General features: G+C 45.0%; 20 protein-coding genes. 6 read left to right on the top strand and 14 right to left on the bottom strand.

Features of this window, described 5'->3' with window-relative positions:
* Window positions 1-145: 145 nt before the first annotated feature.
* Both ybgF and Q335_RS0104305 read left to right on the top strand, forming a co-directional pair.
* Complete coding sequence (gene ybgF, locus Q335_RS0104310) at window positions 146-808, top strand: tol-pal system protein YbgF (RefSeq protein WP_028357588.1); 663 nt, start codon at window positions 146-148, stop codon at window positions 806-808.
* 21 nt (window positions 809-829) lie between these two features.
* Complete coding sequence (locus Q335_RS0104305; RefSeq protein ID WP_038369379.1) at window positions 830-1,654, top strand: alpha/beta fold hydrolase; 825 nt, start codon at window positions 830-832, stop codon at window positions 1,652-1,654.
* Window positions 1,655-1,778: 124 nt separating this feature from the next.
* Here the strand turns inward: Q335_RS0104305 and Q335_RS10195 are convergent, their stop codons facing one another.
* Together Q335_RS10195 and Q335_RS0104295 are read right to left on the bottom strand one after the other, a co-directional pair.
* On the bottom strand, window positions 1,779-1,952 hold the full coding sequence (locus Q335_RS10195) for a hypothetical protein (RefSeq protein ID WP_156929887.1): 174 nt from the start codon (window positions 1,950-1,952) through the stop codon (window positions 1,779-1,781).
* Between the two features lie 74 nt (window positions 1,953-2,026).
* The gene (locus tag Q335_RS0104295) at window positions 2,027-2,263 is read right to left on the bottom strand and encodes a hypothetical protein (protein WP_028357586.1); all 237 of its coding nucleotides are present in this window, start codon (window positions 2,261-2,263) and stop codon (window positions 2,027-2,029) included.
* Between the two features lie 303 nt (window positions 2,264-2,566).
* Between Q335_RS0104295 and Q335_RS0104290 the strand changes: the two genes are divergently transcribed.
* Complete coding sequence (locus Q335_RS0104290; protein ID WP_028357585.1) at window positions 2,567-4,024, top strand: DASS family sodium-coupled anion symporter; 1,458 nt, start codon at window positions 2,567-2,569, stop codon at window positions 4,022-4,024.
* Between the two features lie 357 nt (window positions 4,025-4,381).
* On the opposite strand, the gene Q335_RS10010 is transcribed toward Q335_RS0104290, so the two are convergent.
* Window positions 4,382-4,987: a copper chaperone PCu(A)C gene (locus Q335_RS10010; protein WP_051532291.1), complete on the bottom strand. Its 606-nt coding sequence runs from the start codon at window positions 4,985-4,987 to the stop codon at window positions 4,382-4,384.
* A 332-nt stretch (window positions 4,988-5,319) separates the two neighbouring features.
* Between Q335_RS10010 and Q335_RS09195 the strand changes: the two genes are divergently transcribed.
* Window positions 5,320-6,405 carry a metallophosphoesterase gene (locus Q335_RS09195; RefSeq protein WP_051532290.1) on the top strand — a complete coding sequence of 362 codons (1,086 nt, stop codon included), beginning with the start codon at window positions 5,320-5,322 and terminating at the stop codon, window positions 6,403-6,405.
* A gap of 59 nt (window positions 6,406-6,464) precedes the next feature.
* On the opposite strand, the gene Q335_RS09190 is transcribed toward Q335_RS09195, so the two are convergent.
* The 5 genes from Q335_RS09190 to Q335_RS0104255 are packed head-to-tail and all read right to left on the bottom strand — an operon-like array spanning window position 6,465 to window position 12,990.
* Complete coding sequence (locus tag Q335_RS09190; RefSeq protein ID WP_084493539.1) at window positions 6,465-7,514, bottom strand: glycosyltransferase family 2 protein; 1,050 nt, start codon at window positions 7,512-7,514, stop codon at window positions 6,465-6,467.
* Complete coding sequence (locus tag Q335_RS0104270; protein WP_245588277.1) at window positions 7,511-7,885, bottom strand: GtrA family protein; 375 nt, start codon at window positions 7,883-7,885, stop codon at window positions 7,511-7,513. The genes Q335_RS09190 and Q335_RS0104270 overlap by 4 nt, the downstream gene beginning before the upstream one ends.
* A 25-nt stretch (window positions 7,886-7,910) precedes the next feature.
* Entirely contained in the window at window positions 7,911-9,845 is a 1,935-nt protein-coding gene (locus tag Q335_RS0104265; RefSeq protein ID WP_028357583.1) for an acyltransferase family protein, read from the bottom strand.
* 16 nt (window positions 9,846-9,861) lie between these two features.
* The gene (locus tag Q335_RS0104260) at window positions 9,862-11,790 is read right to left on the bottom strand and encodes an acyltransferase family protein (RefSeq protein WP_028357582.1); all 1,929 of its coding nucleotides are present in this window, start codon (window positions 11,788-11,790) and stop codon (window positions 9,862-9,864) included.
* Between the two features lie 12 nt (window positions 11,791-11,802).
* The gene (locus Q335_RS0104255; RefSeq protein WP_051532289.1) at window positions 11,803-12,990 is read right to left on the bottom strand and encodes an acyltransferase family protein; all 1,188 of its coding nucleotides are present in this window, start codon (window positions 12,988-12,990) and stop codon (window positions 11,803-11,805) included.
* Window positions 12,991-13,573: 583 nt separating this feature from the next.
* Here Q335_RS0104255 and glf point away from each other — a divergent pair.
* Together glf and Q335_RS09185 are read left to right on the top strand one after the other, a co-directional pair.
* Window positions 13,574-14,728 (top strand): UDP-galactopyranose mutase, encoded by a 1,155-nt coding sequence (glf, locus tag Q335_RS0104250; protein ID WP_028357580.1) that lies wholly within the window; start codon window positions 13,574-13,576, stop codon window positions 14,726-14,728.
* Between the two features lie 7 nt (window positions 14,729-14,735).
* Window positions 14,736-16,013: a polysaccharide pyruvyl transferase family protein gene (locus tag Q335_RS09185; protein ID WP_051532288.1), complete on the top strand. Its 1,278-nt coding sequence runs from the start codon at window positions 14,736-14,738 to the stop codon at window positions 16,011-16,013.
* 68 nt (window positions 16,014-16,081) lie between these two features.
* Here the strand turns inward: Q335_RS09185 and Q335_RS10005 are convergent, their stop codons facing one another.
* The 6 genes from Q335_RS10005 to Q335_RS0104210 form a co-directional block, all read right to left on the bottom strand.
* Window positions 16,082-17,488, bottom strand: coding sequence for a glycosyltransferase (locus Q335_RS10005; RefSeq protein ID WP_051532287.1), 1,407 nt, complete (start codon window positions 17,486-17,488; stop codon window positions 16,082-16,084).
* Between the two features lie 12 nt (window positions 17,489-17,500).
* Window positions 17,501-18,700, bottom strand: a complete 1,200-nt coding sequence (locus Q335_RS0104235; protein ID WP_028357579.1) for a glycosyltransferase family 2 protein — start codon at window positions 18,698-18,700, stop codon at window positions 17,501-17,503.
* A 312-nt stretch (window positions 18,701-19,012) separates the two neighbouring features.
* Window positions 19,013-21,094: a glycosyltransferase gene (locus Q335_RS0104225; protein ID WP_038369377.1), complete on the bottom strand. Its 2,082-nt coding sequence runs from the start codon at window positions 21,092-21,094 to the stop codon at window positions 19,013-19,015.
* A gap of 104 nt (window positions 21,095-21,198) precedes the next feature.
* Window positions 21,199-22,515: a DUF6056 family protein gene (locus Q335_RS0104220; protein ID WP_028357576.1), complete on the bottom strand. Its 1,317-nt coding sequence runs from the start codon at window positions 22,513-22,515 to the stop codon at window positions 21,199-21,201.
* Between the two features lie 51 nt (window positions 22,516-22,566).
* On the bottom strand, window positions 22,567-23,625 hold the full coding sequence (locus tag Q335_RS0104215; RefSeq protein WP_028357575.1) for an acyltransferase: 1,059 nt from the start codon (window positions 23,623-23,625) through the stop codon (window positions 22,567-22,569).
* Between the two features lie 9 nt (window positions 23,626-23,634).
* Window positions 23,635-24,663 carry an acyltransferase family protein gene (locus Q335_RS0104210; RefSeq protein WP_028357574.1) on the bottom strand — a complete coding sequence of 343 codons (1,029 nt, stop codon included), beginning with the start codon at window positions 24,661-24,663 and terminating at the stop codon, window positions 23,635-23,637.
* Window positions 24,664-24,711: the final 48 nt, after the last annotated feature.

Raw genomic sequence — 24,711 nt, 5'->3', positions numbered from 1 at the left:
TGTGGCTTTTTTTTAACATTGATTTTAGTGTTGCTCATAAAGCAATTCCAAAAAGCACTAAGCAAACTGTTAAAATGCAAAGAATATTTTTTATTTTTTGCTACTGCCACTCTCGTGGGCATTTTTGCCAAAAAGGAACACTCACATGCTTAAGCATAAAGTCTCATTCTTAGCTGTATCAGCCGCTATGTTGTTGGGTATGAGCCAACAGGCCCTGGCTGCTGAAGACGAAGACGCACGACGCGCCGTTTTAGAATTACGCTCACAACTCAAAATGGCGAATCAATCACGCATGGAGTTGTCCAACCAAATCAGATCCTTACAAGACGATGTTGCCAAGCTAACAGGCCAAGTACAAGCCCTTTCGCACGCGGCTAAGCAACAGGCACGTCCCGCAGACACAGAGGCAGAACCTAATCCACAAGTCGGTGACCCCGACCAACAAGATGATTACGACGCGGCACTCGATTTATTCCGCCAAGGCAATTACTCAGAATCTGCGCAAGCCTTGCATGAGTTTGTGTCACGCTATCCTAATACCCCTTTAACCTCTAGTGCCATGTTTTATGAAGGCAGTAGTCGCTATGCGAGCAGAGACTTTGGGGGCGCTATCAATACCCTTAATCAAATGATCTCCCGCTATCCCAAAGACGAAAAAGCAGGCGATGCTATGCTGGTGATTGCCGGTAGCCAACTCGAACAAAACGATATAGCGGCCTCCAAAACGACCCTCAAAAACATCATCGCTAAATATCCTAATAGCCCGGCTTCAGACACTGCGCAAGAACGCCTAAAAATGTACAAATAACGCTTAAGGCTCGACGTTTTTATGCCCGCTACAGACGATTTTCCCATTCAATATATCACCCTACCCCAAGGCGTAGAATACGCTTATATTGACCAAGGACAGGGTGAGGTCTTACTTCTTATTCATGGCTCCATGGTAGACCATCGTTTTTGGCGTTGGCAAATCCCAGCGCTCAGCCAGCATTATCGCGTGATTGCGCCCAGCTTACGCCACTATTGGCCCATTCCTATGGAAGTCAATAGCGCTGATTTTTCTAGTGAGCAGCATGCCAAAGATATGGCTGAGCTCTTGCGGGCCTTAGGAATCTCTAAGGCTCATGTTCTTGGACACTCTAGAGCTGGTGGCGTTGCTGTCAAAGTGGCACACTTGGCGCCTGAACTCACCAAATCATTAATTTTGGCTGACCCAAGTATTCGTACTCCCGACGAAGTCAAGCAAATCAAAGATTGGTTACAGCATTCTTGGGACCTAATTCAGACTCAAGGGCTCGAATCAGGCCTGGCGAATTTTATTGATAATGTAAGTGGCAAAGACACCTGGGATAGAATGGTAGAGTGGTTTAAGCAAATGGTGCGTGACAATGCTCATACACTGGCCATGCAACGCCTCGAAGAGCCTACGCTCTTTAAGGAAGACAAACTCAAAGCCATTGCAAAGCGTTGTCCAATCAGCCTGATTGGCGGGGGTATCAGCCCTGATCCTTATCCCGAAATCCTTCAAGCGCTACAGAACCTTATCCCAGAGGCTACGCTGAATTTTGTTGATAAGGCAACCCATGGGATGAATTTGTCTCACCCCAATAAATTTAATCAGTTAGTACTTGAGCATTTACAAAAATACGCCTGAAGTACGCTAGCTTTGGCACAAAAAACCGCTGATTTACCTGAGTCATTAGTATTATCTGCTTAGATCAGATTACCCCCCGCAGCTCCCCTAAACGCCGAGGCATCAAACGCAGACCTCAGCTCGTTTAAAACCCGCGTTCATAGAGGTAATCATTAAGGGCTTTTCTGAATTCATGTGGTTTTTCGAGTCCATAAATACTCACTTGGCTATTAATGGTAATCCCACCATAGTCGATGATACTACCCATGAGTGATTGATAAACATTGACACTGAACACCCTTCTGAGATCATAATCCATAGTATGATCAAACTCCCCCACTGCACTAAAAATAACCCGTCGATTAGTAAAGAGCAGCGCCCGGGTATTTGTGCTTAGGTAGGCCGAACCCCAAAAAAAAGGCCTAGCACGGCAATCACCACCCAAAATATCCAACCCTCCATTAGGTCATGAAAATCTGCTGTAAATATGCTAATTAGCAATTGAGCAATGCATATCGCGAATAAACACATACCGATGGTAAATCGCCAAAAGTAGGCAACAGGTGTAAATTTAGCCTTATAAATAACCTCTTCACCACGCATTAATTGATCCTCTAAATCGCTTGACATGGCTCCTCTCCCTAAATAGTGATTTAGCCCCATTAACCGTACATATACTGATCTGCACTGGCTATCAGTGCCGATTACACCCGTCGCACAATCAACTCTACGAGTGACTCCCAACAGCACGGGCCATACGAGCTCCCAACCCGCTTAAGCCAATAACGTAAGTTTTTGTAACTTTCTTAAGTTATTCAATATTATTGATTTATGCAAGAGAAAATATACAAAAAATGATTAAGTTAGTAGAAACCCTGTGCTATATTTTAAAATGATAGTTACTTAGATTTACAATTTCTAAAGGAGCATGTGATGGGGTTTAAACCAATTCCCGCAGCGATAGCTGTCGTCATTGGTCTAGTCATTTGGTTCGCCATTCCTATCCCTGAAGGGGTATCGCCTCAGGCATGGCACTTGCTAGCGATGTTTGTGGCGGTGATTGCCGCCATTATCGGTAAAGCGATGCCAATTGGTGCGATCGGTATTATTGCCATTATGTTAGTGGCAATCACCGGCGTGACTTCTGACAAGCCTAGCCAGGCCATGAATGATGCCTTAAGTAGCCTTTCTAACCCTTTGATTTGGTTGATTGGTGTAGCCGTCATGATTTCTCACGGTTTGAGTAAAACAGGCCTAGGCACACGACTTAGCTACATGACCATTGCCATTTGGGGTAAAACTACCTTGGGTCTTGGTTACTCATTAGCCTTTGCAGAATTGGTTCTCGCCCCTGTGACACCAAGTAATACTGCACGTGGCGGTGGCACGATTCACCCTATCATGAAGTCCATTGCGAATAATTTTGAGTCGCATCCAAACGACGACAGTCGTAACAAAATCGGTAAATATCTAGCCTTGGTGAACTACCAAGCCAACCCGATTTCTTCTGCCATGTTTATTACTGCCACAGCGCCTAACCCGCTAGTGGTGAATTTGATTGCCGATGCCACGGGTAGTCAAATTCATCTCAGTTGGCTGACTTGGGCCACGGCCATGTTCATCCCGGGCGTCATTGCCATGGCGCTCATGCCATTAATCATTTATTTGTACCAAAAACCCGAAATCAAAAAAACGCCGAACGCCAGCATTATGGCCAAGCAAGGTTTGCAGGAAATGGGGCCTATTAAACGCGATGAATGGGTCATGATTGGCGTATTTGCGCTCATGCTTTTCCTCTGGGCAGATATTCCTGCCATGATTTTTGGTGATGCCTACAAGGTCAACCCAACGGCCACGGCTTTCTTGGGCCTGAGCCTTTTATTACTCTTTGGGGTCTTAACTTGGGATGATGTTCTCAAACAAAAAAGTGCGTGGGATACCATTATCTGGTTCGGTGCCCTTGTGATGCTTGCTACCCTGCTCAATAAATCGGGGATTCTCGGCGTGGCCACTGATCAACTCACCAAATCCATTACCGGTATGGGTCTCGGTTGGATGTCTAGTTGTTTAATCTTGTTATTGATCTACTTGTACAGCCATTATATGTTTGCCAGTACCACGGCTCATATTACCGCGATGTTCACCATGTTCTACAGCGCTGGTGTGTTCTTACAAGCACCGCCCTACTTCTGGGCCTTGCTCATGGCAGCCGCGTCTAGTCTCATGATGTCAATCACCCATTACGCCACAGGGACAGCGCCGATTGTCTATAACTCTGGCTACACCACCCTCGGTGAATGGTGGAAAACCGGTTTTATTGTCAGTGTATCCAACCTCTTAATCTTTGTCTTTATCGGTGGTCTTTGGTGGAAAATCCTCGGCTACTGGTAGACAGTTAAGTTCAAAACGGCGCCCGATGGCGCCGTTTTTTTTGCCTTATAAGGCAGGCTAGGGACTCAACCTTTGTGACTTCAATAGCGTTACTAGACGCCTGTTTGATGTTTGTCTTTGTCCACTTGAAATTTACAGCTATCGGCTTTGTGCTGACATTAAGCGCCATTCGAAGGTTTGTCACATTGGGTTCGTGTGTAGTTGGCGTTGGCAAAAACAAAAACCCAGTCCTGCAAAGGGACTGGGTTTATCTGAGTATCTGCACTCAAAGAAGTGTCGCCTTAAACGCTTGAAACAAATAAAACGAATAAAGCGACGGTAGACAATTTAAGGCGACTTAAAATGCCAGAGAATGCCTTAGTATTTCAGAGCCCGATTAGAGTTGATTTTGCACTCACTCGTGAGTACGGTATCGTCGGCAAATTTAAATTTGGCTTTGACATGTTGACCCGCTTTTAAAGTCGCTTGCGGTTTAAACAACATTAAATGATAACTGCCTGGTTTAAAGCTTAGCGTTTGCTTAGGTTTGACGACGGCTTTTTCGACCATCTTCATGGAGGCTGTGTTATTTTCAGAGACGGTTTGGTGCATCATCGATGTGGCAAAACCATCAATTTGTGCGGCAATCAAAGCCCTATCTTTAGTGTCCTGATTGTGCAACTCAAAAAAGCCAGCCGATGGGATATCTTTGGGCATTAAGCGCACCCAACATTGATCTACGGCCACGTGACTTGCGGGCTTTTCGGTACCGGTAAATTTATTCGCTGCCTCTGCATTCGCGTGCATATCATGCATATGATGATGCATATGTTCGGCATGGTCGTGTTCAGCATGCGCTGACGTGGCTTCGGCCTGGTGATGATGCTCATGAGCCACATGGTCGTGGGCCTGTACTTGGCTAGCGAAGGCTAAACTAAAAGCAGCAAGAGCCGCAGCGCTTGCTTGAGTCATTGTAAATTTCATGGGAACCCCTGTAAAAACTTATCGATTTGATTATAGAGCTTAAGCTACACACTGCGAGCAGAATTTTTGTAAAAATCTTGACCCGTCCTACGCATTTGATTAGACACAAAACATCATGACACTCAATTAACTATGAGCACAGCGACAAGATTGGGTAATCGTAACCATTGATCATCTACAGCCCACAATTTCGTGCTACATACATCAACTACTTGCTTTTAGTAGCTAACTTGAATGACTAACCATCCGCGCGCTGGCGTGAGCATCGTAGTGATTTTGTCACATAATTTACCGTATACTAATCTATTAAAAATATAAAAAAAGGAGTCTGCATGCGCTTAATTCAAGCTTTGCCAGAGGGGCCTCTTGATATTGTGGGCGACATCCACGGTGAGTATCAGGCCTTACTCAATTTATTACAACAATTAGGTTACGATAAGGATGGCAAGCATGCGCAGCAGCGCACCCTAGTCTTTATTGGTGATATGTTCGATCGGGGCCCCCAATGCCCACAAGTGTTTGAGCATATTAGGCATCTTATCGATCAGGGGCATGCTCAAGCCATTCTCGGCAATCACGAACTCAATGTGTTACGGCACGACCCCAAAGACGGCACAGGTTGGTTTTTTGAACAACGCGTGCAATCAGATACCCCTAAGTATGCGCCTTTTGAGCGGGCATCTGCAGCACAACGTCAAGCCATTAACGAATGGCTCAACCAGCGGCCGATAGCCTTAGAACGCGAGGATTTACGCATTGTGCATGCCGCCTGGATTCCCAAGGCGATTGAGGCGCTCAGAGACGAGCCCATAGGTCAGATTGTGTCTGTCTATGACCAATGGATGAAGGTGGTCGAACAAAAACAAAACGAGCCCGATCTGCTTGCTCGTTTGCAACAAGAAAAAAAAGACTGGCCGCATAGCATAGAAGATATCACTGTCACTCCGCCGTATTCACCCGCGCGAGCGCAGACACAGGTGCTTAAGCAAAGTATGAATCCGATTAATTCTTGCTTATCAGGTTTAGAAGCCGAAATCCAAACGCCATTTTATGTGAGTGGTAAGTGGCGATTTACCGATCGATTAGCGTGGTGGGATCACTATGACGACAAGGTACCTGTCTTAATCGGTCACTATTGGCGTCATTGTCGCCCAGTACCACCCACCCCTTTTAATAGAAAAACGCGCGATATTTTTAAGGGCATTAGTCCCTTTGCGTGGCACGGTAAACACCATAATGTGTTTTGTATTGATTATTCAGTCGGTGGGCGATGGATTGAGCGCAAAGAAAATTGGCCGCTAGGTAGTTATTTTAGGCTAGCCGCCATGCAATGGCCTGAAAAACGCTTGGTGTTTGAAGATGGCGTGGTGATCGACACCCATCCGCAGCAGGCCAAGGCCGAAGAGTCCATTGGCTAGGATCCACTTGATGATCATAAGCTCTATATTTAATTGCTTAACCGCCACAGAGGTATTTACTACTCTGCCTTAGGTGCATTGACTACTGACACGGGACGAGCTTGTGTAGTCGTCCCTGCCCCCTCAGAGTGGCTAGATCTTTGTTCTACAGTGGTTTGAGGGGCGGCGCCAGCTTGCGCTTGCTTAGCAACCGTCAGTGTTTTAAGCACATAACGTGGTCGATGTTTGGTTTCTAAGTAAATACGACCAATATACTCACCCAGCACACCAATACCGATTAATTGCACTCCACCCAAAAATAAAATAGAGACTAAAAGTGAAGGATAACCCGGCACGGGGTTGCCCCAGAGTAATTTGCCAAGAATTAAATAAAATCCATACAAGAAGGACAGTCCAGCCACCACCGCGCCAATATACGTCCAAATCCGCAAAGGCGCTGTCGAAAAACTTGTAAAGCCTTCGAGGGCAAGATTCCATAACTTCCAGCCATTGAATTTAGAATGGCCTGCAGATCGCTCATGTCGGTTGTATTCGACAACAGCAACCTTACCCCCTACCCAGGATAACAGGCCTTTCATAAAAAGATTGCGTTCGGGCATTTGCTTGAGCTGTTCGACCACAGGGCGCGACAGCAATCTAAAGTCGCCGACATTCTCTTCAATTTTGGGCTGACTTATTTTATTGTGCAAGCGATAAAAACCGACGGCCGTCATGCGCTTTAAAAAACTATCCGAATGGCGATCCGTGCGTTTAGCCAAGACCACATCCGCGCCCTCATCTTGCCATTTGGTAATGAGGCGTGGAATCACCTCAATCGGATCCTGCAAATCGACATCTATTGGGATGACCGCCTCACCCGTCGCATGCTCAAGCCCTGCAAATAAGGCCGCTTCCTTGCCAAAATTACGACTGAAATGTAAGCCCATCACGAGCGGATCCGCTTGTGCGATTAACTCAATAGTGGCCTCTGTTTGATCCTTACTCCCATCATTGATAAAGACAATCTCGATGTCATAAGCCTTGAGAGCGGCATAATTTCGTACCGCCTGGTAAAACAGAGGAATCGCCTCCTGCTCGTTATAGACTGGAACAATCAAAGATATCTTCATTGTTCATCCCGCTCCTTGAACACTAAATAATTGGAGTATAAATAGCCCAATACCAAACTCAACGCCGAGAAAATAACCAAGGTCAATATCGGCGCCAGCTGCCATCTATCGGCGAGCCAACCTGTGACATAGCTCAAGCCACCCATAAATAAAGTAAAGGCCAAATAGCGAGCCATAGACAGTTGCGCCTTAAAAGTAAAACGTGCATTCAGCACAAAGGAAAGACTGACTGCCACCAAAAAAGCCCATAAATTGGCACAAGCTTGTGACAAATGAAAAACCCATGTCAATACCGCAAACACTAACCAATGGCTAAGCGTATTGAGAATCCCTACCGCTGCATACTTAATAAATTTTCTATCTATGCGCACCTACGTCTCCAAGTGAGCTCGCCTTTTAATTAAAAATAGCATCGATAAAACGGGCGTGATCCTTGACCCAGGCCGGATTTAAATGAGAACCATCTTTGTATACAGGCATCCCTTTGTCAGTCGTCACTTGACAGCGGCCGTCTGGACTGCAAATTTGCGCAAAAGCATCGAGCAAGATCGCTCCTGTATTTTGAATGACCTGTTTCGTCATCACATAAGCAGCAATTTCCTTGGCTTCTATTTGCAACGTCGAATTCGCATTAAAGTCGGTATTGTGTAATTTAAAGCGATTAATTTTTTTGAAAGAAGCTGGCTCAAACCCCGAATCTTGAGGCTGATCTAAAACAAAGTATACCTGCTTGCCTGCCTTTTTGAGTTGGGTAATTTTGTCACTCAACCACTGCAACACCAGCGTCTTACCTAAATCGGTATTCAGCGCAATCGTCTGTCCCGCTTGTTGGATATAAGCATCCTCCATATCAAAAAATATATTGATGGCCCCCGCAATCACGACTTTCTGATACTGCGCTTGTTGTGCCATCTCATAGGCTTTTTGGATAATGGGGCGCGGTCGCTGCGTTTGAGCATCGAGCACAGTCTGTACCGGCAAGGCGCCGCAGCTAAGCACCATCGTGACCCCCGGCAGGTCAGCGTCGCTTTGTAATTGTTGATATAAGCGAGGCGCATATTGCGCGGCATGAGAATCCCCCAAGAAAAGGATTGTCTGCGCACGTTCTGGCGCCAACTCATAAACCCCATCACAGGTTCGCTTGAAATGCTCTTTAAAAAACGACCATTCATTTTTGGCAGGGCTCTGAAATTTATTGAGACGTGGCGACCAAGCCCCTTGCCACATCAACAACCCTAGACTTAAGGCCATGACTAAGCCGCTCACGAGCCAAGGTACGGAATGCGTAGAAGACGTACGCAATGGTCTTTCGAGATAAGAAAAGACCAGATGTGCCAACGCAAAGGCCAGCAAAATACAGATGATAAGCGTGAGATAGCTTGGATGACTAAAGGCAATGCGGGCATAAGACAGTAGAGGCCAATGAAAAAGATAGAGCGGATAACTGATGAGACCGCACCAAACCATAAAGCGATTACACAAGCACCACCGAGCTAAGCGGCCCTGATGACCCGCACTTAGCAAGAGTAAAGTCGCCAGTACAGGCAGAAGCGCCCAAACCCCTGGAAAATGCTGTGAATCAATCAACAGACTCGAGACGATAATAAGCGCCAAGGCGATCGCCACACAACTATTATTAAAACGCTCAATACGCCATTGATATTTAAATTGCAACAACGCCAGGCTAGCGCCAGACAATAATTCCCAGGCTCGACTCAAGGGATGATAATAGGCTGCACTCAGGTCGCTTTGCAGCAAATACACGCTATAGGCAAAGGATAGCAGCCACAGCAATGCAAATAGAGTCCAGAGCGACCAATGCTTTTTGAAGCCCAACCAGAGCAGCACTGGCCAGACAATATAAAATTGCTCTTCGATGGCCAAGCTCCACAAATGCAAACTTGGCTTGAAATGGGCGGCCACATCAAAGTAGCCGACCTCTTGCCATAGCGCAAAATTCTCTATAAATAGCGCTGAAGCAGCGATGTGCTTGCCAAGACGTTGAAATTCTGGGGTGTACAGCACATACCAACCAAGAGCCACCATGAGCCCCATGGCCACTATTAAGGCTGGAAATAGGCGCCGAATACGCCGTTTATAAAAGGTCGTGAGCCGATAACGACCGTTCTGATTGTCTTTGAGTAAGATAGCTGTGATTAAATAACCAGAAATCACAAAAAAAATATCGACACCAATAAAGCCCGCGGGTAGGACCTTCGGGAAAGCATGCGTCATGATGACCAATAAGACCGCAATCGCCCGCAGGCCATCGATATCAGCACGATAGACCTTATGTGGGTGTAAATTTTTGGCTTGAGCGATTAAATCCACTCCGCTGCCCTACTTTTTATTCAAAAATCTTATCAAGAAAACGTGCATTGTCTTTGACCCACTCGGGATTGAAATGGTTATTGTCACGATATACAGGCCGACCATCGATATCGGAAACCGAGCATTCAGCGTCTTTACATAAATAACGATAAGGGTCAATAATGATCGCTGGTGTATTGGAAATAGCCTGCAACATGGCCTGATGAAGACTGATTTGCGGGCCACTAATATGAACTCTAGAGTGATTACTAAAGTCAATATTATCCATATGAAAACGGTTCATCCCCTTAAAGGAGGCTGGATCAAATCCTCTACCAATGGGTTGATCGAGCACAAAATACACTTCTTTACCTAATTGATGCAGGCGCTCGATTTCGTCCATCAGCCATTTAATACTTAGGACTTGACCCGCACGACTTTGTAACTCGATGCCGTCAGCGCCATCTGGGTACAAATAGTGCTTATTCAAAAAAGCCATATTCCACGCGCCCGCAATCACGATTTTTTTGAAAGGGCCCTGCTCAGCGACTTGGTATGCCGCTTCGATCAGATCGTTTTGTTTTTGCTGAGGTCCTTCGAGCACTGGCGCCACCGGCAAGGCATCGATACCAACAGCCAGGGTCAGACCAATGGCTTGGTGTTGCTTCGCTAGCTCATGCAATCGCGTAGTGTATTGAGCCATATGCGAGTCACCAATAAAAAGTATTTGCTCAGGACTTTCGGCATTCATTTCATAGAAGCCCTGCGAATTCTTTTGGAAGCTTTTTTGTAAAAACGCCCATTCGTGAGTGGTAGGTACATGTAATTGATTGAGCCGTGGTGCGATCCATTGCAAACTGATCGCACCAGCTACCAGCATCAACACCAGCGCGCCGGCACTGAAGGGTCTAATGATCGGACGTTGCTTAAGTCGAAGCGGCTTTTCGAGTAAGTAATGAATCAAATGGCCAATAAATAACGACCATAATAAGCAAATCAAAATAGTGATAAAACGTACACGGTCGATCGCAATATGGGCAAAGCTAAATAAGACCCAGTGCACCAGAAATACGGGATAACTGATAGCGCCTAGCCATCGCATCACAGGATTTTGTAAAAACCATCGCGACAAAAAGCCCTGATGGGCAAAGGTTAGTAAGAGCAAGGTGCCGAGCACAGGGATGAGCATCCAAAAACCCGGCAGATTGCGATCCGTATTGATAAAAATAAGAGCAATCACCAGGCACAAAAATCCCAAAAACGTCCCTAGATTGTTGAAACGTTGTGGCAGTTGCTTGTAATGAGCGACGCCGCAGGCCAAGACGGCCCCCGCGAAGATTTCCCAGACACGCCCAAACGGCAATAAGAAATTAAAGGTGGGATTATCATAAGCGCCATAGATATTTAATGCAAAAGACGCCAATACTAGACAAATACAAAACCAAGCAAAAGGCCATTTCAGGCGCTGACTGAGCTTAAACAGCCAGGGTAAAACGAGTAAGAACTGCACCCCTACGGCCATACTCCATAAGTGGATGGTCGGCTTTAGGTCTGTCGCCTGAAAATAATTGAGCTCAAAGGCCTGATAAAAATTCTCAATAAAAAACAAGCTGGCGACTACATGTTTACCAAGTCGTATAAATTCCTCGGTAAACATGACATACCAGGCTAATAGCAAGACCAACAATAAGACAACGGTATAAGCGGGCAGGATGCGCTTGATACGATTCGAATAAAAACGCTTAACAGAGAGCTCTTGATTGCGGCTATCTTTGAGCAACATCAACGTGCTTAAGTATCCAGACACCACAAAAAATAGATCTACCCCCACCAAACCGCCAGGCAAAAGCTGTGGATACGCCGTAAAGAACAACAACATAACAATCGCTAAGGCTCGGATACCTTCGATATCGGCGCGATAGGTCAGTTGTGTTTTTTTGCGACTGGTTTCTAGATAAAAAGACATAAAAAGACGCTCTTAAAAAGATTTGCTCGTGTTATCGGCGCGATTGACACGATTAGCAAATTTATTGGCCCATTTTATCGCTGGTTGATCGACCCAGCGTTCATAGACAATGGACAGACCAAAACAAATTGCCAGCGTCAAGATTACCAAAAAGACAAAATCAAGCGCGCCAATATGATCAAAATGCGGCATGACGACAGTCTTTATGCCTTTAACAATGACAAAGTGCAATAAATACAAAGAAAAAGATATCCGTCCTAAGAACTGCAAGAATCGCAAATCAAAAAAACGTTGGGCTAAGGTCGAGCCCAAGATAGAAGCAAATACCAACATGGCGCCAGGCAGAACGATAAAGGCCCATTGCGGTTCATGTGGATTGAAATGAAAAAGCTGTAAATAACTATAAATACCTTGATAAACAGACTCACCCTCAGTTCGTACCATAGGGGTAGAAACCAAAAACATGCCCAAGGCAAACCATATAAAACGCCAGATCGGAGACATAGTAAAGCCATGACGATGGATATAAATGTCACTCAAGATCAAGCCAAAAATAAATAAGCCATACAAACCGTAAAAATGTGATAACTCACCATCTTTACGTAGATAAAAGAAGAGCAGCACAATACTATAAAAAATAAAACGGTGCTTTTGTTTGCCAAAAAAAGCTAATAAAGCAAATACCAGAAAGGAGCCATACATCTCATAAGAGATCGACCACAACACGATATTAGCCACTGGCTTGTGCTCAAACGGCGCAAAATACACGCCCTGCTTAATCGCCTTAAATAGCTTGAGTTCGAACTCAGTGCCATAAAAAACGTCCAAGCCTTTAAAGACCAAAAAGGTAAAAATCATGGAGCCTAGCACCGGCAAAATCAAGCGTGGATAACGCTTAATGCTTGCCACGAATAAGTCGTTGTAATTTTGGCTTTTGATGAATTTACGCGATAACACAAAACCGCTAAGAATAAAGAAAATACAGACGGGGACAAAGCCGTTATAAATGATATTGAGCGGCGACCAAGCGACAAAGCGTCGCACGCTGCCCCAAAAAGTCTCTATATCTGTGAAACGTAAATCTGGCTTAAAGTCGGTAATCATGTGTTCGAACACAACGATTAAACAGCACAGACCGCGCAAGCCTTCGAGATAGGTAATTTTGGCTTTATTTGCAGGCAAACGGGAGGCATTATTCATGAATTAGCATACCTAATGGCGCTGCGCCTATTGCGTGTCAGAATGGGCGCAGCCTATTGAATTTATTCTTGGGGGTATACGTATTTATAGACTGACTAGAGCAAAGACATTAGCAAGCCTCTGGCTTTAGGGGTTACACAATCGCTTGGCCACTGCCAGCAACCGAAGCGGTTTTTTGGTGAACGAACATAAGCGGGCCCCTACTCCAGAGCCGCCAATCAAGACATTCGCGCCAACTATGAATGCCAAGGCAAAAAACGTTAGTGCGAGCGCGCCCACTGGATGTGAGATATGAGCCCCCAGCGATTGTCATAAATACATAGATCCTAAGGTGCTATATTAACAAACCCTTGCCTCAAAAAAAAAGATACAGATCACTCTAAGCGCTAATTTTTGCACGATAGTAAACGTGCTCGACGCCCGAGTAACGCCACTTCTGAGACGGTTTGTTGAGTATTGTAGGATAATGTAAATCCTATATCTAATGGGCAGTGCAATCGTTATAATGAACTCATTTAAGGGCTGATGGTGGCGTTAACCATTAGCGGTATGGTTTGTTAATTTTGTCTTTAATCACGGTTTTATGAAGAATATTTTAATTGTGGGCGCTGGTTTTTCTGGTGCCGTTATCGCTAGAGAATTAGCCGAAGCCGGCCATCGTGTGAAATGTTTAGATGCACGTGCACATATTGCAGGTAACTGCCATAGTGAGCGTGACGCCGATAGTCAGGTGATGGTGCATGTATATGGACCGCATATTTTCCATACAGATAATACCCAAGTGTGGGAGTATATTAATCGCTACGGAGAAATGATGCCTTATGTCAATCGCGTAAAAAGCACCGTCAATGGCCAGGTCTTCTCTTTGCCAATTAATTTGCACACCATTAATCAATTCTTCCACAAAACATGCTCGCCAGAAGAAGCCAAACAACTGATTGCCGAAAAAAGCGACCAAAGCATTACAGAGCCTAAATCCTTTGAGGAACAAGCACTTAAGTTTGTGGGCAAGGAGCTTTATGAGGCTTTCTTTAAGGGTTATACCCTCAAACAATGGGGTATGAGTCCAAGCAAATTGCCAGCTTCTATTCTGAAACGCTTACCAGTGCGTTTTAATTATGACGACAATTACTTTAATCACAAATATCAAGGGATGCCTAAGGATGGTTACACCAAAATTGTCGAAAATATTCTTAAGCACCCCAATATCACAGTAGAGCTCGGCACAGAATTTGATCACGCCCAACGCGATCAGTTTGACCATGTATTCTATAGTGGTTCCTTGGATGGCTTTTACCAGTACAAATTAGGTCGTTTGGGGTATCGCACTCTTGACTTCGAAAAGTTCACCACCAAAGAAGACTTCCAAGGTTGCGCGGTCATGAATTACGGTGAGCAAAGCGTGCCCTATACCCGTATTACCCAGCATAATTATTTTGCACCGTGGGAAATGGATCAACAAACCGCCTCTGTCTGCTACAAAGAATATAGTCGCGAATGCGGTCCAGAAGATATCCCTTACTACCCAATTCGCTTAGTCGACGAAAAAGAGCTGCTCAATAAATATTTAGATTTGGCCGAAAAAGAACAAAACATCACATTCGTGGGTCGTTTAGGCACTTATCGTTATTTAGATATGGACGTGACAATTGCCGAGGCACTCAAAACCGCCGAGAAATATCTAGAAACGCTCAACTCTGAAGAGGCGATGCCGGTCTTTACTGTCAACGTTCGCTAGCTTATCTATGAAAATCTACTTAATCAGCCCTGCTGGGTACCCTAATTTTGGTGACGAGCTCATTTTGCAAAATTGGGTCAGTTACTTAAGACGCCATCTGCCGGATGCCGAGATCTGGGTTGATGTACCATTTGTGGGTAATGTCCTGGCTTATTTAAGCCAGTACAAAGTCACCGTCACTAATACCTTATGGCGTTTAGTCCATGAACGTTGTAATGAAGACATCGCAGGCTCATTTGCCTATGTCGATCGCTCCATTAAACAGCTAGGTTCACCGCATTTAGATATCTCCTTATTAACGCTACGCGATATCGATGTGGTGCATATTGTCGGCGGTGGCTATATTAATTCCAAATGGGTCAGCAATATGAGTTTGCTACAGTGTGCCAAAGCCATTAAGGAGCTTAACCACTGCAAGGCCTATATCACAGGTACAGGTTTTTTGCCGATCTACAACCCCGCAGATGTCGCCCTCCTCAAGGAGGTATTGACGCACTTTGATTTTGTAGAAAGTCGTGACGAACCCTCAGCACAATTGCTGGCTGTCGAACACGGCAGTGATGATGCGTTTCTGGCTCTCGATACCATCACCGAAGAGACGCATCGCCGCGATCAAGACGTGCCAGAGATCATGGTTTGCTTACAACGTGACCAAACCGAAGAAATTACGTTCTTTAGCCTGCTGAGTGCACTGACGTGCCGCCTCAAAAGCTTAGTCGAAGCGGGTCATAGCATCGGCTATATTGAAGCCATACCTGGCCAAGACAGGCTGGCCTACGAGCTCTTAAGTCAACACATTGAGCACATTAAGTTCTACCCGGCCTCCGATTCGATTATGGCGGGCTTGCCTATCAAACCTGATCAACAATGGTATAGCACGCGGTTTCATCACCATTTAGTGGCCGCGGCCGCGGGTTGTCGGGGGGTGGCATTGAGTATTTCTAATGATTATTACGATATCAAGCATCAATTAGTGATCGATAATGGTTCGGGCTGGTCATTGTGGAGCAATCGTGACGCCCTTGAGTTACCTCAACCGACATGTAGTGACAACGTACATAGCCGATTTATGACCCTTTGCAAAGAAAAACAGGCTTTGGCTCTACGTTTATACGGCGTCACACCCACCGATACACAAAATACAGAAACGCCCCAGCCCGAAGAGGTTGAGGCGCCAGTCATCTCGCCCGAGTCCACACTCGATTGTGCCGCCCCTGCAGAAGCAGAGACTAAGCGAGCGTCCAGCCCCGAAGCTGAAGGCAGCGCACCATCTGAAACTGACTAAGTCCGTCTGAGAACTCAACAAAAACGGCGTCTGAAGTTACACACCTCAGACGCCGTTCGTTGATCTTCTTAAAACTGCGTTGGACTGCTGCCGCTGAGGAAACGATTGTATTTTTTCATACTGGCGTTTGCCTTGCGACGATATTCTTCTTTGAATTGAGCGTCAATAAAGCTAAGGGCCCAGTTGTGAGCATTGGCTTCCACTTTTTCGAGTTCAGGTATATTGAGATTGCTGTACTGCTTAGTTAGCACGTCAAACATATAATTGAAAATATCGAAGTGAATGAATAAACGATCATCACTAAAGGCAACGTCTTGGCCAGGACGACCCAGACGGTAGTAATAATGACAATCTGGAATCACCATAACGCTATTGGCCAAACTCAAACTAAAGAAGTTAAACGGCAAATCATCAAAGCGTTTGAGGCTTTCATTAAAGCGTAGTTTGTATTGATCCACAAAACTGCGATGATGGATGCGGCGCCAAACAGTCGGCTGATTAAAAATATAATCGTTGATATGATTGAGCTCGTACGGCTCACGAGTGTCTGGTGAGTGATGGTCGTAAATTGGATTGCGATCACCCGTTTCGAAGGCCTGAATAAAACCACATTGGGCGATATCCACCATATTAGGAATGGCCGCATTAAAGAGGTCTTCGAACATATAGATAGACACCCAATCGTCACCGTCAACAGTGCCAATATAGATCCCCGTCGCGGCCTCTAAGCCAGCATTGCGCGCTGAGGCGCAACCACCATTAGGTTTGTGGATGACTTTGATTTTTTGTGGGTATTTGGCGGCCCATTGATCAGCGATCTCTCCGCTACGGTCTTTGGCACCGTCATCCACCACAATAACTTCAATCTCTTCGAGGGTTTGGTGCGCTAAGGTCTCTAGGCATTGATCGAGATATTTCTCGACGCCATACGCCGGCACAACCACAGAAACAAACGGACGTACAGCGGCCTCGGTTTTGGACAAGGCTTTGAAGGTTTTGAGGTTCTTAAAGCAAAAACGTGTCGCTAACTTAACGAGATAACGGTAAATTTGATAGCTAGACAGAAGAATTGATTCATACGCACCGCAAGCATAATCGATGGCAATACCGCTCTCGAGCAAGGATTGCAATAATTCTTCAGAAAAGTACTGCTCACTAATACGGCAGTAACTGATACGTTCTAGATTTGAGAGCTGCTTGAGATCATCAATCTTGGCGATGTATTCGATACCTTCCTGAAATTTGGGTTCCAGGTCGTCACATACAATGATCCGAGAGTCTGGTTTTTGTTTTCTGAGCATGCGAATTTCAAGCTCAGACTTTTTGCCAATAATTAGGATGGCACCCTCATCGAGAGGTGACTGAATTGGCCCATAGAAAAAGTTCTTGAAGCGCCACAAGTCATCGCCACTGCAGTCCAGTAACGGGTTAATTCTTTGCTGCTGCGCCGTAATAGTTTGTAAACTCATAGACATTTCAGACCCCTTCTACTTTAAGATTTTATTCTTGAGATTGTATTTAAGATACGAGACCGAGCGTTTTAAGGTCGATTCAGAGGCGAGTTTGAAACGAGACGAATATCTACGAAGATTTTCGTGGTTATCAAGAAGGGCTGCCGTCTTTTCGGCCAACATACCTGGCGCTTGGTGTTTGGCAAATAAGGCGGCGAGATGGCTAGGTTTGTTCTCGAGCGAGTATTCACAAAAGCGTTGTTCTAATTCGTTTTCAGCATACTTGTTGAGGCTAGTTTGCCACCACTCACTCGGAATCTGGTCGATATTTCGGGTATATTGCACAAAAAACTGAGCGAGATCATCCTCATGCAGGGCGGCAGCGCACCACAACACAAATTTAGCTATCTGATTGCACAAAATCGCACCCGCTTCTTGGTTAAGGGTGCGGATGCTTTCGTCCTCATTGATGCTTTGTACCACTTTGATGATATCAAAACGGCTTTTGCCTTTGGTACCGGTAATTTGGCCAAGGCGCGCCATACGATAAATCAATAATACATCATCATAGAGGCCAACTCTCTGCGCCTTGGCCATGGCTAATGAGTGCGGATATAAATCCTCAAATAAGACTTTTTCGGGGAAGCCTATGAGTGCTTGCTCAAAAAAGTCTTTGGCAATAATCCGTACACACGCGTTTGGCTCGACACGCAACAATAAGGGTTCACGCACAGCGTTGGTGACGACAGCAGGCCTGGATCGGAGAATTCTGTCAATAATCGCCTTATCATTAAAATCGCCACACTGATAATTCCTGTTACTAAACGTTTTGGCGCGTGCAATGGCAATTTGGATGTGATTGGCTTGCATGAATTTAATCATGCCCGCGTAAGTGCCGGCCTGACATAAGTCATCACTATCCATAAAGGCTAGATAATCACCGCGGGCAAACTTGACGCCCGAATTACGTGCAGCCCCTAGACCACCATTGGCCTTGCTCAGTAAAAGCGCTGAAACTTCTGCGTGCTGACGAAGCCATTGAGTGATGACTTCTTGAGCATTATCTGGGGATTCATCGTCAACAATAATCAGCTCATACTGGCTGGTATTGTTACTCACAAGGGAGTTAAGGGTGTCTAAAACGTAGTCTTGAGTGTTATAAACAGGGATAATAATAGAAAGATCGGGTTTGCTGTCCTTCCTATTGTCTACAACAATATGTTCGAGTGCAGTCATTGAAATCTCTTGTGTCTCTCAAAGAAAAATTAAACCGTATACCAATATTTCTGAAATACCTTAGCGATAATGACAGCAGCGCCAAGGCAAATAGAGACAACCCCAATATCCGAAACAAGTGCAGGCTCAAAGGCAAAAAAGCCAAAGAGTCGACAAATCAAGAGTAATATCCCAAAACAAAACAAAGTGAATCCAGCGCGAATCGACATGCGTATAGCTCCCATAAAATATCAGCAAACATTATAAGCTATTACCTTAGTAAAAGCACATAATTACTCCGCTGGATATAACGTCGAGCCAAGCATGCCGAATTTAGGCTTTTGGGGTAGATTTAAAGGCACAATGCCGCAATTTAGATTTAACTCGGTACCAAATAGATTGTTTTTTGCGCATTTCATCCAAATCCATGGCTTGCAGTTCATTAAAGTAACCCAACCCTAGGCTAACGCCGTAAGCGAGGCTGCCAAACTTCTGTAAAAATGGTCTGAAATTGCGATAATTATTTTTTTTGAGGTCACCAGACAGCAGCATCCCCTCCTCTGAGATACGATACCAAAATAAGGTTTCGGGGACTAAGGCGAATTTAGCATCCGCCAAGGCCGCCTTATTAAAGAATTCCCAATCCTCATGGCCAATCCCATAATCCTCAGTAAAGCCGCCTAACTGATCAAAGAAACTTTTTTTGATTAAGGCATTGGCATCCCCATAACAGTTGGTCAAAATCCCCAGCGTCAGGCAGGCACCTATCGGTAAGCCTATTTTGTGACTGATGCGATGCTCACGAAAATCCTCCTCGGGAGAGAGATCCACTAAACAGGTGAGCACATCGGCGTCGGTATTTAGCGCTGCTTTGACAAAAATCTCCACCTCTTGTGGATGGGCCAGATTATCATCGTCCATAAACAATAAATACTCACCCTTGGCGTGGGCGGCGGCCATATTGCGTGCCGCGCCTAAGTATTGGTTAGGCGTGCGGATCACCTGAATCGGCGTTTTAGAATGTGTGTCTTGTTGTAATTGATTAAGATACGCTAGCGTGGCTTGATCACGACTACCATCATCGACTAGCACAATTTCAAGATGATCATAACTTTGTGCTTGAATAGAGGCGACTGCTTGCTTAAGTAGATGGGGCCGCTCAAAATGCGTGATACAAACCGTCACCAAGGGCAAGGGGCTGTTATCCATGAGCCGAGCTTGATAGTCCTGCTCAAGAATATTGTGCACTTGCTGAGTTAAGGTGGTGAGCTTGGCTTGCAGTTGCACAGGCACCGGGCTGGCCTGGAGGCGCTGCATAATTTGTTGTGCCATTTGGGCTGGATTGAGTGCGCACCACAAGGCCGGATCGGGCTGCGCTAAAATCTCACCCGCCCCCGTTTGTGGCGACAATAGCAGATTCACACCTTGAGTCACGCAATCGAACAAGCTACTCGTCAAATTGGCCTGTGGAAAAGGCATAATCACCAAGGGTTGATGTTGGCACACGTAGTCCAATGCTTGCTGTCGACTGTAATCATTAATAATCTTGATAGTGCAATCTAGGTGCTTGGCTTTTTGGCGAATGAGTTCACTGTTTTGGTGGCTGTCACTGCCTATAAATGTGATTTGCGTCAGACCACACGCCTTCGCATCTAGGAAGCGAAAAGCACTCAGCAGTAAATTCAGGCCATTGCGTGACTCGAGCGCCCCCAAAAACACTAATTCACGGCCAGACGTTGCCGTCGCCTGCGGATTGACAGAGGGTAGCGCGGCGGCGGCCGTCTGCGTTAGGCATTTGTAGCCAACGCGCCTATCCTGCGGCAAGTCCCAGCCTTGTTGTTGTAACCAGTCGATGAGCGCCTCTGAAGAGCAAATTAAACTGTCAGCCCCTGTCACCACCGTTCGTTCATAAAAATACTGGATCACCCGCTCAATATTGGACGGTAATAAATGATTACCTTGATCTAAATACAGCAACGGTGCATAAAGCGTCACAACAAAGCGTATATTTTGAAAATGCAAACCCTGTTGTTTAGCCAAAACGCTATAGTACAAATCCCCCTTGTAAGCACTACTGATGACCGTATCCCAATCGTTATTTTTGAGCAGCCAACGATAAACCGCATAACTGCTTTTTTGGGTTTGCGTGCCTTGGATAATTTGATCTGCCGGTTCACTAAATAACAATTGATTGCCCACATAGTGGGTGATTCTGACCAAGTCAATGCCCTTAGCTTGGTAGGTCTGTACACAGGCAGCAAAGCTATCCTCTTGGTAAGATTCACCTGTATAGAGCACCGTCACGTGATGACCACTTTGTTGCAGATCGACAGCGAGCGCCATGAGAGCACTCGAAACGTGAGAACTATTATCTAATCCGCTTAACTCAGGCGCCAAAATGAGGATACGTCGCATATGAATGTTTATTGGAATCCCGTTGTAATTATTATGTAAACTGCTGCTCAAGACTCCTCATTCTACTATTAGTTGAGCCAGCAAAGCGTTTTTAATTGTTACATTTATTTTGCAAAATCTGCTTGGCTTTCTATGGTAATAATGCGTTTGACACCATAGTACTGACTGATGGTGTATTCCTGCATAGAGGTATCGGGTGAATCACCACCTCGTAGAGATCGAGGCCAATAAAAACCAGGGATAGCGAAGACTTGATCTCCCGCGTTGAGATGAGCCTGAATCAGCGCCTGGCGAATTTGTTCTTGTTTGTGAACTTGAATGGTTGAGCGCAGCATTAAGCTATAGGACACAATAACCCCTAAACTTAATGGCAGCAGCAAGACATACATGAATCTGCGCATCCGTACGTCAGCCCTAGCCTGCCAAATTGAATTGACTGAAAACGACACTGAAATCAGCATAAAAAACATCGGTCCCATCAGGGCACGACGCGGAAACGTCGGGCTCAATATCATGATCCCTAGACTCAAGAAAGCTGCCAACAAAAACAAAACAGCCCCCTGCGTGGCCAGTGCATTACGAGATGGATGATATTTATAGTTAACTACCAGTAAGAGCACTGCCGTCAAAAAAACAACAGCCAGTTCTCTGAAAGCCCAAAACAGTTTTTCGGATAAAAAATAACTCATCTTGCCAAATAAAGTCATGTCATTCCATTCGGCATAAAATGGTTGATTGGCACGATTAAAACTACCCGGACAAAGATAAAGAATGGCCGCCCCTAACAAGACCAAGCCACAAGACACTAAAATGGCTTTAGACCTTGATCTTTGTAGACTATAGACGCTACTGCATAAAGCAATGAAAACCACAATAAAAGCGGTGTTTTCGTTGCTAAGACCAGCCAAAAAAGAAAACAGCAATAAGCCTGCATAATAGCGCCCATGACAGATGTAACTCAGCAAGCAAGCTATATATAAGCTGACAAATAAAGTGGTGTACAAATAATTAGCCGAGCCCACCACCCAAAAAACCGTTTCCCCTAGCGCCGGGTTACCGACCCAAAAGAGCATCAACATAAAGGCCACGACCAAGGCCGATGTTTGATTTTTGTGGGCCGTGGCTGCTGGCGCGACGATCCTCGGTATATAGGTGATGGTCAGCATCAATAGTATCGTGGCCAATGCGGTCAAAGCGGCGATGACTGGTTTATTGAGCAACACCAACATCAATGAGCTGATATAGTCGGACACCACACGACCGCTCCAAATCAAATAATGTTGCCAATGGCTTTGCAGGCCCAACCCCGTATTGGCATAGGCATAATCATCCGACTGCATCGGCATTAAATAAGCAATCAAATAAACGGCAACAAAGGCGATCACCGTCACACCAAGAAGACGAAGGGTTTGTGTAGACATAGGCAGTGCTTACATCCTAATCAGCAGCACGGGTGAGGAAAACTGGCATGATTAAATCACTTTTTGTAGAGGTTTCAGCCAACTTAACACATAAACAATCAGACAAGAGAGTGCATAAGTCATGACGATCAGTAACAGCATCCCAATAAAACCATAGCTCAGATGCGTATATTTAAACCAAGGGGCGGTGATTTTGTCTAGCACGACGACATGAACACAATAAATGCCCAAGGTGTAATTAGAAATACGACGAATATTGGTGTAGGTTTTGTCGGAAAAATCGTGATAATGCTTGCCAATCAAATAAATCAGACCTGCAAAAATAGCCACTGAAGCAAGCAAAACTAACAGTCCTGTGTAATCAAAAAATGCTTCGGACGGAGCAATAGGATCATGCGAAAAACTAATCGTAAGATCCGCCGTAAACAAACTTAAGAGCACATAAATCAAAAACCCATACTTAAAAAAACCATGACTATATTGGGGTTGCTGATAAATATCGACAATAAAACGCCCGATTAATAAATAAATATTCAACCCGAACAACCAACTGACTTGGTAGATCGCCACTAAATTATTTTGCAATAAGGTATTGCCTTGTAAACGATCTATCAACACCATGAGCGAATACAGCACCCATAACACTAAATAAATTAACAAGGTTTTGGGAGTGAGTGTTTTATACATAGCACTCAATATAGGCATCGCCATATAAAAGCCCGCCATGGCATATAAATACCAAAAGTGATACATCACATTACTACTGAGTAAATCAGTGATGGGTTGGTACCAATGCGCGATGTCTTTAGGCCACAGCTTATAGGCCAAGATGTAAATCACCCCCCAAAAGACGATAATTTGCAGCAAGCGTTTTAGTCGTCTTGAGGTTTGCGCAAAGCTGAGAGATTTGTCATTGATCAGCAAGGCCCCAGTAATCATAATGAAGAGCGGCACCGCTACACGCGCCAAGGAATCTACCGTCACGACTTTCCACCATTCGGGGCCTGGACTAAAAAACTGAGTCGCTGAAACATGCACCGCCACCACCAAAAAGCTGGCCAAAATACGAATGCAATCTATGGCAAAAGAGACTTCCTTACTAACTGGCAATCTGAGGTCCTAAACTTTTTTAAAAAATAATTTCTTGATGGCCGCAGCCGGTGTATAGGTTAAGTAAGAAATAAAATAACTGATAGCAATCGTTGAGACGATGATATAGGTCATGTGTATAGGCGCAAACTCCTTAATTTGCAGGTGATTGAGCAAGAACAACAAGACTTGGTGGTGATACAAAAACGCCATAAAGGAGTATTTAGATAAGACTTCAATCACACTATAGGCACGCTCACCGATAGGAATGGCCTCAATAATCGCGAGCAATACAATAAACGTAGCGACCCAGATACTCAAAGCAAACAGATCAAGATTAAGCAAAAAGCTTTTTTGCAAAACAAAAACGGCAATGAGCACATACAGTAAGCACAGTACGGCCACCAGTCGCAGACGCTGCGGATGATGTATTAAATACAACGTAATCAAAATCCCTGCCACAAACTCAAACATTCTTGAGGTTGGGTTCCAGAGCCCGACCTGACTCCAGATGCGTACATAATGGTTTACAAAACCACTGTAATTAATGGACAGCCAGCTTATGACAGTAACGATGACCAAGGTCATCACCGGTCTACGTTTTGAACCCTTGATCAGTAATGGGCTAAAGAGATAAAGCAGAACAATAAAGCCGGTAAACCATTCTCCTACCAAATAATAGGTACTTCGCGTCGAAGACATATAGCCATCTAGCGCAAACACAGAAAGCAGGATTTTGGTGATTTTGCCCTCCATATGGGTTTCGCCCTGGGTAACAAATAAAAACACCAAGACAAAGACATAAGCCACCCAATAAAAGGGCAAGATGGATGAAAAGCGACGACGGTAAAAATCCCCAATAGAACTTTGGCGATGGGCGCTCAGCGCCAAAGAACAGCCCGAAATCACAATAAAAAATGTGACCCCAATGCCGCCCAAATTCATCCACTCCATCCAGTCAAAGTAACCGTAATGCTCGGCCGTGTGAAACTGACTGTGATAGATCACAATACAAAGGAATGATAGGACTCGTAAACAATCATAAGATTTAATTCGCATCTAACATTCCTTGGGCTTGTGGGTGATTGGACTAGGCTGATAAACAAC

The sequence above is a fragment of the Brackiella oedipodis DSM 13743 genome (genome assembly GCF_000621025.1).
Taxonomy (GTDB): domain Bacteria; phylum Pseudomonadota; class Gammaproteobacteria; order Burkholderiales; family Burkholderiaceae_B; genus Oligella; species Oligella oedipodis.
Note: the sequence above shows the minus strand (reverse complement) of the source record. Positions and strands in the feature narration are given on the sequence as shown.

Coding starts and splice junctions, on each gene's coding strand:
- ybgF (WP_028357588.1), top strand. CDS start 146: ATGCTTAAGCATAAAGTCTCATTCTTAGCTGTATCAGCCGCTATGTTG.
- Q335_RS0104305 (WP_038369379.1), top strand. CDS start 830: ATGCCCGCTACAGACGATTTTCCCATTCAATATATCACCCTACCCCAA.
- Q335_RS10195 (WP_156929887.1), bottom strand. CDS start 1,952: ATGGATTATGATCTCAGAAGGGTGTTCAGTGTCAATGTTTATCAATCA.
- Q335_RS0104295 (WP_028357586.1), bottom strand. CDS start 2,263: ATGTCAAGCGATTTAGAGGATCAATTAATGCGTGGTGAAGAGGTTATT.
- Q335_RS0104290 (WP_028357585.1), top strand. CDS start 2,567: ATGGGGTTTAAACCAATTCCCGCAGCGATAGCTGTCGTCATTGGTCTA.
- Q335_RS10010 (WP_051532291.1), bottom strand. CDS start 4,987: ATGAAATTTACAATGACTCAAGCAAGCGCTGCGGCTCTTGCTGCTTTT.
- Q335_RS09195 (WP_051532290.1), top strand. CDS start 5,320: ATGCGCTTAATTCAAGCTTTGCCAGAGGGGCCTCTTGATATTGTGGGC.
- Q335_RS09190 (WP_084493539.1), bottom strand. CDS start 7,514: ATGAAGATATCTTTGATTGTTCCAGTCTATAACGAGCAGGAGGCGATT.
- Q335_RS0104260 (WP_028357582.1), bottom strand. CDS start 11,790: ATGTCTTTTTATCTAGAAACCAGTCGCAAAAAAACACAACTGACCTAT.
- Q335_RS0104255 (WP_051532289.1), bottom strand. CDS start 12,990: ATGAATAATGCCTCCCGTTTGCCTGCAAATAAAGCCAAAATTACCTAT.
- glf (WP_028357580.1), top strand. CDS start 13,574: ATGAAGAATATTTTAATTGTGGGCGCTGGTTTTTCTGGTGCCGTTATC.
- Q335_RS09185 (WP_051532288.1), top strand. CDS start 14,736: ATGAAAATCTACTTAATCAGCCCTGCTGGGTACCCTAATTTTGGTGAC.
- Q335_RS10005 (WP_051532287.1), bottom strand. CDS start 17,488: ATGTCTATGAGTTTACAAACTATTACGGCGCAGCAGCAAAGAATTAAC.
- Q335_RS0104235 (WP_028357579.1), bottom strand. CDS start 18,700: ATGACTGCACTCGAACATATTGTTGTAGACAATAGGAAGGACAGCAAA.
- Q335_RS0104225 (WP_038369377.1), bottom strand. CDS start 21,094: ATGCGACGTATCCTCATTTTGGCGCCTGAGTTAAGCGGATTAGATAAT.
- Q335_RS0104220 (WP_028357576.1), bottom strand. CDS start 22,515: ATGTCTACACAAACCCTTCGTCTTCTTGGTGTGACGGTGATCGCCTTT.
- Q335_RS0104210 (WP_028357574.1), bottom strand. CDS start 24,663: ATGCGAATTAAATCTTATGATTGTTTACGAGTCCTATCATTCCTTTGT.